This is a genomic window from Herbaspirillum sp. B65 (assembly GCF_000333555.1).
Lineage (GTDB): Bacteria > Pseudomonadota > Gammaproteobacteria > Burkholderiales > Burkholderiaceae_D > Herbaspirillum > Herbaspirillum rubrisubalbicans.
Genome location: NZ_BADI01000719.1, coordinates 1 through 11774, shown reverse-complemented (window position 1 = coordinate 11774; position 11774 = coordinate 1). Strand labels below are relative to the sequence as shown.

Genomic DNA, 11774 nt, shown 5'->3' with positions numbered 1-11774 from the left:
AGGATGCGGCGCAGGCACACCAGCGCGAAGCGCCGAAGGCTTGTGCGGTTTCCAGTTGGCGCGGATCGACTGAGAGCAACCCGCCTCGGATGATTTCGGCCATGTAGGCAGCCTCGTTGAGGGTGAGGCCGATGATGGCGGCGGTCAGCGGCGTGATCAGGTCATTGGTTTTCCAACTGATCCAGGTGGGACCGAAGGGCAGGCCGACAGAGATTTCCGGGAACAGCGTGGCCATGTTGTAGAGGAAGATCAACTGCACCAGCAAGGGGGTACTGCGGAAGAACCAGATGTAGAGGCCGGCGATATACCTGAACAGACTGGCCCTGGACAGCCTGGCAATGGCCAGTACCAGGCCCAGCAAGGAACCCAGCACCATCGAGATGGCCGTCAAGCCCAGTGTGACGCCCAGGCCGCGCAATACCGAGGGCGCACTCAGCCAGTGCGCCACCACCGACCACTGGAACGCTTCGTTGTGCGCCACCATCCACAGCAGCCGCAGCAGGCAGGCCAAGGCCAGCAGCCACATCACGATGTGCAGTTTGTCGATGGGCAGATGCGCCTGGCGCACGTCGATCGCCATTGGCTGCGATGGCGAGGCGTTCAGGGACCGGGTAGCGTTCATTGGGGCGACTCCTTGGCCAGGTTCAACCCGGGCGCCTTCAGCAGGTGTTCCTGCAATTCCCATTTCTTCATGATCCGTTCGTAGGTGCCGTTTTCAAACAGCAGGCGCATGGTATCCAGCAAGACCGGTCCCAGTTCGCTGCCCTTGGGGACGATGGCACCCTGGTAGATGCGTCCGAAACCATTCCCCGCGCCCACCCCGGCCAGTTCCAGCTGGCCCGGTTGACCATGGGTTTTCTTGACGAAATATTTCAGCGGCGCGTGGGAAGAAAAGAAGCCATCGGCCCGATCCGAGCGCACCGACAGCAGCGCCGTGGGTTGGTCGTTGTAGATCTGTACCGTCACCGGTGGCTGGCCTTGCTTGACGCAGCCGGTGGAGAACTGATTGATGACCTTCTCGGCCGAGCCGCCGCCCATGACGGCGATGCGCTTGCCACAGGTGTCCTTGATGGACTTGATGGTCTGCGGATTACCCTTTTGCACCGCAAAGGCCACCGATTCCTCGACGAAATCGATGAAGTCCACCGAGGCCTGGCGCTCCGGGTAGTCGCCGATCGGTCCGAAGGCCAGGGTGTAGCGGCCAGACTTGATGCCGATCAGGATGGCGGACAGTCCGCTGACGGACTGGTGCGCGATCTTCACGCCCCAGATCTGGGCCACCGCCTCGGCCAGTTCGGCCGAGGCACCCTGCACCGAGGACGTACTTTGTGCGATCAGGTAAGGCGGGAAGGAGCCATGATTGACCGCCACGATCTGGCCTTCTTTCCTGATCTGTTCGGGCAGGCGCTTGCGCAGTGCCTGGTAAGCCGGGTTGTCAGCCTCTTGCGCTGCCACGGCGAGTGGGCAGAGCAGGGTCAGGGCGAGCAGACCGGTCCAGGCCGTGCGCGCTGCTTGAGAGGTTTTTTTCATTCTTGTCTCCTGAGGGTGGTCATGATGGGAACTGCAATTCGGGACGGCTGAAGCGCCGGTTCTTCAGTACCGGCAGCACTGCACGCGCAGCGGCCAGTCGTGCCGGGTCGAGCGTGGCAAAGACCAGGGTGCTGGCTTCTGCGGCCTGTACCACCGGTACCCCGAGCGGATCGACCACCATGCTGCAGCCGATGTTGCGTTCGCCACATTCGCCTACGGCCACCAGGTAGGTGGTGTTTTCCACGGCACGGGCACGCAGCAGGGTTTCCCAGTGCATCTCCTTGAGCGGCCCCTTGACCCAGGCCGCCGGCAGCACCAGCACTTGCGCACCGTCCAGTGCCAGGCGTCGCGCCAGCTCGGGAAAGCGCAGGTCATAGCAGGTCATCACGCCCACTTGCATCCCGCCCACCTCGACCAAGGGCGGCACTTCATTGCCGGGTTCGACATTGCGCGATTCCTGGCCGGTAAAGGCGTCGTACAGGTGCAGCTTCTGGTAGCGCGCAATGATGCAGGCGTCGCGGATGACGATGAGCATATTGGCCACCCGCAGGCCATCGAGCGGCACGTGCACACAGGTCACCAGCGTGAGCGGGGTGCCGCGCGTGGCTTCGCACAAGGCACTGACGAACGGGCCGTCCAGCGCTTGCGCGCTCTTGCGTACCAGGTCGGGGTCGGTGATGTCGCGTGCCAGGATGCCTTCGGGCAGTACCAGCAATTGCGCCTCCTGCTCAAGGGCGCGGCGGATCAGGCTCAGGCAGGTGCCCAGGTTGGTTTGCCAGGTCTTGGCGACGGCGAATTGGCCTAATGCCACTTTCAACATGCAAGGTCTCCATCAGGAACGGGAATGTTCGGGAAAAATCTCGTGAGCGTGCAGCGCCCGGCTGGTCAGTCCTTGCCGGAACAGGCTGGCGGCAAAGTCGCTGATCATGCGGAAGTTCTGGTCCACGCCGCTGGCATCCCAATGCGGCGGCAGGTCCGCGCCACAGAGCTGCCATTGCTCGTTGATCCAGGGGCTGGTATCCAGGTAGCGCTGCCGCTTGCTGCGCCAGAGTTGGCGCGCGGTGTCGATCAGGTCGCTCAAGGCTTGCGGCAGCCAAGGATGACGCCGCGCCAGCGATTGACGCACGGCCAGGATGTGGATGCCCGGCACGTAGCCCACGCTGGCCAGGTAATGGCGTTCCTGTTCCAGGCAATTGCGCTGGACCGGACGCAATGGTGCCTGTGGCGTAAAGAAACCGGCTGGCATGAAGGGCAGGAAGGCGGCATCCGCCTCACCCCGCTGCAGCACCTCCAGGGGGGAGGGACCGTCGCTGCATTCCAGCCAGGTGATGTCTTCCAGTTGCACACCCTGATGCAGGAGCGCGGTGCGGGTCCAGGTGTGGCCGGAATTGGGCCATCCCGCCAGCGCCACGCGGTGACCTGGAAGTTCATCCAGGGCCATCAGCGAACTGTCGCGGGTGGTCACCACGCAGCGATGCCGAAAGCCGCGCATGACGAAATTGGGGATGCCGATCATGTCGCAGTGGCCTTGGTCCAGGGCGCGCACATACTGGCTGAAGGAAAGTTCACAGGCATCGCACAGTTCGGGCAAGGGGTACAGCCCCGGTAGACGATCGACACGCTTGAGGAGCAGATCGAAATCCGGCGACGCCAGGTCGCCCAGCAACAGCGGGGTGAGGTAATCCCAATCACGCATGGCAAGCAGCACTTGTGGTTTCACGCGGACTCCATCGAGGTGTGAACATTGAGGGCTCCGATCCTAAATGTTTACAAAAAGCTGTACAATTTGTATTTAGTTACTGAACAATTAAATTTTCTATGGGTGATGAAATCTCGATAGCGTGGCTCGCACAACAGCTTTCCGACCGCACCACCCGTGGCATTGCCCTGGGCACGACCGCGTTGATTCGGGCGGGTGCCATCCCGGTGGGCGCCAAGCTGCCGCCGGTGCGCGACCTGGCCGATGCCTTGGGGGTGAGTCCGGCGACCATTTCCAGCGCCTGGGGCGCCTTGCGCAAGCAGCGCGTGATTATCGGGCGGGGACGCAACGGCGCCTGGGTCAACACCAATGATGTGACCCCAAGACCGATAAGATTCGAGACACCGGGCAACTTTGGTGAACATTTGCGCGCCGACCTGAGCCTGGCCGTGCCCGATCCGGCCTTGCTGCCGGACTTGTCGCACGCCTTTGCCGCAGGGGCCAAGGCGGCCTCACTGAACGTTTATGAACGCGCGCCCATCGTGCCCGCGTTGCGTGCAGCAGCAGAGCGCCACTGGCCTTATCCGGCCCCGGCCTACCTGGCGGTCAATGGCGGCTTCAGTGGCGTGCATCTGACCCTCAAGAGCCTGTTGCTGCCCGGCTCGGTGGTGGCGGTGGAAGACCCCTCTGCCGCCCGCGTGCTGGACAACCTTGATCATCTCGGCGCCGAGGTCGTGCCAGTGGCGTGCGACGCCGAAGGGCCCTTGCCCGATTCCCTGGCGGCGGCCCTGGCCAAGCGCCCGGCGGCCTGGTTCTACCAACCGCGCACGCATTCGGTCACTGGCGTGTCGGTGAGTGCGGCGCGGTTCGAGGCCTTGCGCCGGTTGCTGCTATCCACCGACCTGCTCATCATCGAAGACGATGGGCTAGGCGCCTTGTCATCGGCGCCGCCCCTGAGCATGGGGCGTCATTTTCCCGAGCGCACCGTCCACATTACGTCCTACTCCAAGGCCTTCGGTCCCGACTTGCGGGTGGGTGTGCTGTCCGGCCCGGTTGAGCTGGTCCGGCAGATCCACGGTTATCGCAATTTCAGCGACCGCTGGACCAGTCGCATCCTGCAGGAAGCCATGGCCTTCCTGCTCACCGATACGCAGTCCTTCGCTACTGTCGAGCGGGCCAGGGGCATCTATGCCCAGCGCCGCCAGGCGCTGGTAGCGGCCCTGGCACAGCGCGGCGTGGATTGTCCGGCAGGGGATGGGTTGGCGATCTGGCTGCCAGTACCCTCGGAGCCTTATGCCCTGGTCACCATGGCCGCACATGGCTATGCCGTCGGCGCAGGTAGTCGCAACTCTCTGCTGCCGGGCCGCGCGCATTTGCGGATCGGGACCAGTCGGCTGGACAGCGAGACCCAGGCCATCGCCGATGCATTGTGTCTGTGCTGTCGCAATCCCGATACTTGAAAAGCAAGCTCTGCTGTAGGTGCAGCACAGCATTTCTCCTATGAAAATGACGCCACATGTTTAATAAAAATTCGAGTTTTTAGTACTATTTCCATTCGGAAATGCTTACACTAGACCCGAATTTGCGGTTGCACAAAAACAGGAGACCGGCGCACGCCGGGGCGCATCGATGTTTTTGAGGGAACCCGGCTGCTCGCACCGGCCGCGGAATAAGGTCCAGAACCGCTCCCCAAAGATGTAGAGAGAACCCAAGAAACGCAGTAGCGGATTCGCAGGAAGTGCAGTGCCATGGCAGCAAGGGATGTGAATGGAAGTGATGATCAGGGTCTTGTCGTCCTGCTGGCCTGTACGTGGGTATCTAAATGGGATCATTAAGGGGGTAGCGATGAAGCTGGCCAATTTCAATATTGGCGTCCGCCTGGGCGGCGCATTTGCAGTGGTCTTGCTCTTGATCGTGGTGACAGCCATGGTCGGGATCAGGAACCAGTCTTCCAATAATGCTGAAATCAACAGCATCGTCAACGAGAAATACCAGCTCATCGCCTTGAGCAACCAGATCAAGAACAATGGCTACAAGGCCAATGCGGTACTGTCCAACATCCTGTTGGCCACGACCCCCGAGGCATCGGCCAAGTACATGGATGAATATGCCGGCCTGCGTAAGGCCAATACCGAGGCCTACCAGAAACTGGAAGGCCTGCTCGATTCCGACAAGACCAAGGCGCTCTACGCCGAGCAGACCAGCGCCCGTTCGGCCTACGGTGTGGCCGTGCGCAAGTTCTTCGCATTGATGAAGGACGAACAGCGTGCCGAGGCCACCACGCTCTACCAGGGCGACATGTCGCGCCTGCAAGGCGAATACTTCGTGATGGTCGACAAGATGGTCAATTCGCTGGCCAAGGAAATGGTCAACGATTCCCTGCAGGCCGCCGAGGAAGGGCGAATGGCCGTGATCCAGATGATCGTGCTGGCCAGCGTGGCCGTGGTGCTGGCCTCGGTCATCGGTGTGCTCATCACGCGCTCCATTACGGCACCGGTGCGCCACGCCGTGGTACTGGCCGAAACGGTGGCACAGGGCGACTTGTCCTATCGCCTGCAAGCCCATGGCAAGGATGAAATCAGTCGTCTGCTGCTGGCCCTGCAGCACATGAGCGATAACCTGCATGACACGGTGTCCAATGTGCGCAATGGCACCTCGGCCATCGATATGGCTGCGCGCGAACTGGCCCAGGGCAACATGAGTCTGTCGGACCGCACCGAACAGCAGGCCAGTTCGCTGGAAGAAACCGCCTCGGCCATGGAACAACTGACCTCGGCGGTGCGCCAGAATGCCGACAACGCACGCCAGGCCAGCGAGCTGGCGGTCTCGGCCTCGGATGTGGCAGTGCGGGGCGGCGCCTCGGTGGAGCAGGTGGTCAACATCATGAGCGCCATCAGCACGTCCTCAAGCAAGATCGCCGACATCATCACCGTCATCGATGGCATCGCGTTCCAGACCAATCTGCTGGCCTTGAATGCCGCGGTGGAAGCGGCGCGCGCCGGTGAGCATGGTCGTGGCTTTGCGGTGGTGGCCAGCGAAGTGCGTGGACTGGCCCAGCGCAGCGCGGTGGCGGCCAAGGAAATCAAGTCGCTCATCGAGGGTTCGGTCAATCACGTCAAGGCCGGCAGCGGCATCGTCGAACAGACCGTGGCCACCATCGATGAAGTCATCGCCAGCATCAAGCACGCCACCGATCTCATCACCGACATCAGCGCCTCCAGCAAGGAACAAAGCGAAGGCATCGAACAGATCAATCAGGCCATCAGCCAGATGGACCAGATGACCCAGGAAAACTCCGCCCTGGTGGAGCAGAACGCGGCGGCGGCCAAGGCCCTGCAATCCCAGGCCGAGCAACTGTCGGCGCTGATGGGGCGCTTCAAGTTGAGCGACTTGCTCACGCACGGCACGACGCATTCCCAGTCGGGCAAGGCCCGCGGCGGTGTGCGCGAAAAGATCCTCCAGCCCGAGCTGTCCTTGCTGGAAGGCTGATGTATCCCTGCGGCGGCGCGCCTGCCGCCTGAACCTCTAGCTTGTCGATATCTGCGAGGAGACCGCGCCCGAACATCCACGCTCGGGCGTGACAAGAACAAAGCGTTCCACCTGCAGCGGTTGCGGCGCCCGGCCTGAACGGGCGCGGCAGCCGGCTGGCGGGAGAGGGCGCAGGCGTCGTGTCGTGGGTGCCGGTGGCAAATGGGCCGGCGCTGGCGGCATGACATGTCCACGTCCTTGCCCAGAAAGGTTCGCCATGACATTGCACCAGTCCACCTCCCTCAATCATTCCACCAGTGCCCGCCAGGCGTTGGCCCATGCGCGTGTCCAGTCCTTCATCGAGGCCTACCGCAACGAGGGTTACCGCATCGCCGACATCGATCCGCTGGGGACCATTTCGCTGCCCGAGATCCCGGCGTTGCTGCCGCAGACCCACGCCCTGGAAGATGAAGATATCACCCTGGCCCAGCATCGCCTGCTCGACGGCTTGGGCCTGACTACCGTCAAGGAATTGACGCACCATCTGAGCCGTCTGTTCTGTGCAGCGCTGGCGCTGGACGCCAGCGGCGTGCGCGATGAAGCGCGCCGGCAATGGCTGTTTGCCCGTCTGGCCGCGCGTGACCATGGCGCCGAGCCCGGTGCGCCTGAACGCGCCGCGGTGTTGGCGCGCCTGGCCGCCGCCGAGCAATGGGAACACTACCTGCAGCAAGACTATCCGCAGGCCAAGCGCTTCTCGCTGGAAGGCTGCGAATCGCTGCTGCTGTTGATGGATGCGCTGGTGGAGCGCAGCAGCTTCTACCAGTTGGAACAACTGTTCATGGCCATGCCGCATCGTGGTCGTCTCAACCTGCTGGTGAACCTGATGCAGATGCCGGCGGCCGAGATCGTCGCCTACTTCGATCCGGAGCACACCACCCCGGCTGCCGCCAACGCGGTGGACTTGCCGTACCACCTGGGCGCCCAGACCGTGCGCGCCACTGCCCATGGCAAGGTCGGGCTGTTGCTGGCCCATAATCCTTCCCACCTGGAAAGTGCCTATCCGGTGCTGCTGGGCATGACCCGCAGCTACCATGCGCGCCATCCGCAGGCGCCGCTGCCGGCCTCGGTGGTGATCCACGGCGACGCCGCCTTCTGCGGTCAGGGGGTGGTGATGGAGTCGCTCAAGCTGGCCCAGCATCCGGGCTATGGCGTGGGCGGCACGGTCCACGTGATCGTCAACAACCAGATCGGCTTTACCACCCCCAATCCGCTGGACCCGGAAAACCATGGTTATTGCACCGACATCGCCCGCATCGTCGGCGCCCCGGTGCTGCACGTCAATGCCGACCAACCGGAGATGGTGCTGCGTGCCGCCCGCATTGCCTTCGATTACCGGATGCAGTTCGGTGCCGACGTGGTGATCGATCTGGTCGGCTATCGTCGCTGGGGCCACGCCGAGCAAGACACCGCCACCGTGACCCAGCCGCTGCTGCACGGCTTCATCGACAAGCATCCCCCGGTCACCCAGCTCTATGCGCAAGCCGGCTGGCCGGGTTCGGAGGAGGGGATGGCCCTGCTGGCGGCCAGCAGTCAGCAAGCTTTGGCGGCCTTCAAGGCCAGTCGCGTCGGCAGTGCCGTTGCGGCCGCCGCAGTTCCCGCTTCCCCGGCACCCGTTGTCGGCCCCGACCTGCTGCGCATCCGTCAGTTCGTCGAACGCATGACACGCCTGCCGGACGGGTTCGAGGCCCATCCGGCCATCCTGCGATTGATCGCCCAGTGGCAAGACTGCGTGAGCGCACCCGAGCAGGCGTGCAGCTGGAATTTTGCCGAGAACATGGCCTATGCCTCGCTGCTGGCCGAGGGTCATGGCGTGCGCATTTCCGGCATGGATGTGCAGCGTGGCACCTTCATGCAGCGCCACGCGGTGTGGCACGCCGTCGATACTGCCCAGGGCGTGCAGCAGGCCTACTGGCCGCTGCGCCAGGTGGCCGCGCCCAGTGCTGCGCTGGAGGTCATCAATTCGCCGCTGAGCGAAGAGGCGGTGGTCGGTTTCGAATACGGCTTCAGCGTCCAGGCGGGCGCCAATGCACTGGTGATCTGGGAAGCCCAGTTCGGTGACTTCGTCAATGGTGCCCAGATCATGATCGACCAGTACGTCACCTCCGGCGGCGGCAAGTGGGGCTATCCTTCTGCCCTGACCCTGCTGCTGCCGCACGGTTACGAAGGCGTGGGACCGGAGCACTCGACCGGCTACCTCAGCCGCATGTTGCTGCTGTGCGCCGGGCAGAACATCCGCGTGGCTTGCCCGACCACTTCGGCCCAGTGGTTCCACCTGCTGCGCGAGCAAGCCTTGCAGGCCGAGCGTCCGCTGGTGGTCTTCACGCCCAAGTCGGTGCTGCACGCGCAATCAGGTTCCCATTCGCCGCTGTCGGCCTTGCTGCAGGGGGCTTTCCAGCCATTGTCGGAGGACCTCGAGGCACCGCCGGTCCAGCAGGTGCGACGGCTGGTCTTGTGCAGTGGCAAGGTGCGACACGACCTGGCTGCAGCACGCAGCCAGGCCGTCAATGATGAGACTGTGCTGCTGTCGGTGGAGCAGCTCTATCCCTTCCCGACGCAGGCGCTGGGTGAGCGCTTGAACAGCTATCCCAACCTGGTCGAAGTGATCTGGGTGCAGGAGGAAGAACGCAACCAGGGCGCCTGGCTGTGCGTGCGCGACGCCATCGAGGCTGCCCTGCCAGCAGGAGTGCCGCTGCGCGCGGTGTATCGCCCCGATACCGCCACTGGACCGACAGCCTCCAAGAGCACCCACTACGCCCAGCAGGCGGCGCTGATGCAGGCCGTGTTTGCGGGCTAGGGCGGCCCGGCATCATTCTCGTGAGTTGAAAAAAACGGTGCACTTCATCATGAAGTGCACCGCCCACCCCCTCCGGTTTCCCCGGTATCCGCCATAGCTGATGTTGTAGTCCTCGCCTTGTGCCATCGTCAAGCCGCATCGACAGGATCACCTGTGAATCGTTGCGTCAAAACCGCGTCATCGGCAGCCTAGTTGACCAGCAAAGGGGAGGCGGTCGGCGCGATCCGGTCGCTATCTAAAATAAGAGGTAAATCTCACAAACTAATATAGAATTAATTCGGATAATCAAGAGGAAAACAGGAAAGCGCATGGACAGCGTCCGCTGAGGCCCCGCCAGAGGCATCCGAGACGTGGCGTTTTCTACGATATCGAAGGATTTGGCTTCATTTGCTGACATAAAGAGAACAGTAGGCGCCGGATGCACAGGTGCCCGGCATTGAGGCAAGCAGCAAGAAAGCCTTGGCGGCTACCCGCAACCCGGCGCAGACAGGGTCGCGGGCCGCAGCAGTGGGGGCGTCCAGCGTGGCATTGTAGGATGCCGGCCGGGCAGGTAACCGACTCTTACGTCTTGGGCGTGACTGTCGGATCAACGAAACTGAGACATGCCGATAACTAGACAAAGCGGACTGGCCGGTGCCAGCACCGGCATCTTCTTCCTGTTGGCCTTGTTACTCTCCCTGGGAGTGGCCGGCTTTTCCTATCACAGCGTGCGCGACTTCGAGCAGCACGCGGTGTGGCTGCAGCACAGCTATGCCGTCCTCAACAAGCTGGAAGAAATCAACGCGACCCTGCGCGAGACGGTCGGCAATTCGCGCAGTTATGTGGTCTCGGGCCAGCAGGAATACCGTGCCAACTTCGAGGCCGGCGAGCGCCAGGTCAACGCCTTGGTGCAGGAGTTGCACGCTCTGGTGAGCGACAACCCGCAGCAGGTTCAATTGCTGGGGCGTACCGATGACCTGGTGGCGCAGCGCCTGGCGGTGTCGCGCCAGTTGATGGCATTGAACCCGGAAGAGGGCCGCGCTCGCGTGCTCGAAGGCCAGGACCTGGGCGACCGCATTCGCAGCAATGTCGAGTTGATGAAGGGGAACGAAAATACCCTCCTGGCCACCCGAGCCAAAGACACGGCGGTCAGCGCCAATCTCACCATCTTCATGGTCATCAGTGGCAGTCTGCTCAGCATTGCCTTGCTGCTGCTGGTCTATCGCAAGCTGCGTCGCGAAATGGCGCGTCGGGTGGAAGCCCAGCAGCGCGCCCAGGCCTATTCCGATGAAATTGAAGACCTCTACAACAACGCGCCCTGTGGCTATCACTCGGTCGATGAGAGCAACAAGATCATCATCAAGATCAACGATACCGAGCTCAAGTGGCTGGGCTATACGCGCGACCAGGTGGTGGGGCGCATGACCCAGGCCGACTTGCTGGCGCCGGCCAGTGCCGAGCGCTACCAGCGCGAGCTCTATCCGCAGTTCCTGTTGAAGCGCGAGATCAGCGGCATCGACCTCAATTTCCGCCGGGCCGATGGCAGCCAATTCACCGCCCTGGTCAATGCTACCGCCATTCCCAGCCGCGACCAGCGCAAGCTCATCAGTCGTACTGTCATCTACGACATTTCCGAGCGCAAGCGCGCCGAAGAAGAGATCGAGGCCCTCAATGCCGACCTGGAACGCCAGGCCCAGCATCTGCACAGTGTGAACAAGGAACTGGAAAGCTTTTCCTATTCGGTCTCGCACGACTTGCGTGCCCCGCTGCGTGCCATCTCCGGCTATGCCATGATCCTGGAAGAGGATTACGCCCAGGCCATCGATGACAAGGGGCGCGAACAGTTGCAGGTGATCCGTCGCAACGTGCGCAAGATGGATGCGCTCATCAATGACTTGCTCAAGCTGGCCAAGTCCACCACCGGTGAACTGACCTTGCAGCGCTTCTCCATGGATGAACTGGTCGGTCAGGTGATTGCCGGTCTGCGCCAGGAAAATCCTGGCGTGGCCTTCGAAGTAACCTGGAATCGAGCCTGCAGAAGTATGAAGCCCTGCCTTTCGCACTGGGCTTCCAGTCCGATGTGCGCCAGGTCTTGCAGCATCCTGAGGATGCGCTGGCGGTGGACCGCCTCAATCGCGCCTTCAAGACCATCCAGCAGCAATCGCGGGCGGTCAATATCTTCATGCTCAATCGCCACGGACTGACGCTGGCTTCCAGCAACTGGGATGATGAATTCAGTTTCGT

8 protein-coding genes are annotated in these 11774 nt (G+C 62.5%); 4 read left to right on the top strand and 4 right to left on the bottom strand.

Annotated features, from left to right (window positions below; translation table 11 throughout):
* From I5W_RS16955 to I5W_RS16940, 4 genes are all read right to left on the bottom strand, one after another.
* Positions 1-622: ABC transporter permease subunit (locus I5W_RS16955; RefSeq protein WP_044530100.1), on the bottom strand; the 622-nt coding region annotated here is incomplete at its 3' end.
* Positions 619-1530, bottom strand: a complete 912-nt coding sequence (locus I5W_RS16950; RefSeq protein WP_044530097.1) for an ABC transporter substrate-binding protein — start codon at positions 1528-1530, stop codon at positions 619-621. The genes I5W_RS16955 and I5W_RS16950, both read right to left, overlap by 4 nt.
* 19 nt (positions 1531-1549) lie before the next feature.
* Positions 1550-2350 (bottom strand): deaminated glutathione amidase, encoded by an 801-nt coding sequence (locus I5W_RS16945; RefSeq protein WP_017450491.1) that lies wholly within the window; start codon positions 2348-2350, stop codon positions 1550-1552.
* 12 nt (positions 2351-2362) lie between these two features.
* Positions 2363-3250 (bottom strand): phosphate/phosphite/phosphonate ABC transporter substrate-binding protein, encoded by an 888-nt coding sequence (locus I5W_RS16940; RefSeq protein ID WP_252717066.1) that lies wholly within the window; start codon positions 3248-3250, stop codon positions 2363-2365.
* A 98-nt stretch (positions 3251-3348) separates the two neighbouring features.
* Between I5W_RS16940 and I5W_RS16935 the strand changes: the two genes are divergently transcribed.
* The 4 genes from I5W_RS16935 to I5W_RS16920 all read left to right on the top strand — a co-directional run bounded on the left by I5W_RS16935 (position 3349) and on the right by I5W_RS16920 (position 11734).
* Positions 3349-4689 (top strand): aminotransferase class I/II-fold pyridoxal phosphate-dependent enzyme, encoded by a 1341-nt coding sequence (locus I5W_RS16935; protein ID WP_044530096.1) that lies wholly within the window; start codon positions 3349-3351, stop codon positions 4687-4689.
* Positions 4690-5074: 385 nt separating this feature from the next.
* Positions 5075-6718, top strand: a complete 1644-nt coding sequence (locus tag I5W_RS16930) for a methyl-accepting chemotaxis protein (protein WP_017450494.1) — start codon at positions 5075-5077, stop codon at positions 6716-6718.
* 256 nt (positions 6719-6974) lie between these two features.
* On the top strand, positions 6975-9551 hold the full coding sequence (locus I5W_RS16925; protein WP_044530095.1) for a 2-oxoglutarate dehydrogenase E1 component: 2577 nt from the start codon (positions 6975-6977) through the stop codon (positions 9549-9551).
* A 602-nt stretch (positions 9552-10153) separates the two neighbouring features.
* Positions 10154-11734 (top strand): sensor histidine kinase, encoded by a 1581-nt coding sequence (locus tag I5W_RS16920; RefSeq protein WP_252717065.1) that lies wholly within the window; start codon positions 10154-10156, stop codon positions 11732-11734.
* Positions 11735-11774: the final 40 nt, after the last annotated feature.

Coding starts and splice junctions, on each gene's coding strand:
- I5W_RS16950 (WP_044530097.1), bottom strand. CDS start 1,530: ATGAAAAAAACCTCTCAAGCAGCGCGCACGGCCTGGACCGGTCTGCTC.
- I5W_RS16945 (WP_017450491.1), bottom strand. CDS start 2,350: ATGTTGAAAGTGGCATTAGGCCAATTCGCCGTCGCCAAGACCTGGCAA.
- I5W_RS16935 (WP_044530096.1), top strand. CDS start 3,349: ATGGGTGATGAAATCTCGATAGCGTGGCTCGCACAACAGCTTTCCGAC.
- I5W_RS16930 (WP_017450494.1), top strand. CDS start 5,075: ATGAAGCTGGCCAATTTCAATATTGGCGTCCGCCTGGGCGGCGCATTT.
- I5W_RS16925 (WP_044530095.1), top strand. CDS start 6,975: ATGACATTGCACCAGTCCACCTCCCTCAATCATTCCACCAGTGCCCGC.
- I5W_RS16920 (WP_252717065.1), top strand. CDS start 10,154: ATGCCGATAACTAGACAAAGCGGACTGGCCGGTGCCAGCACCGGCATC.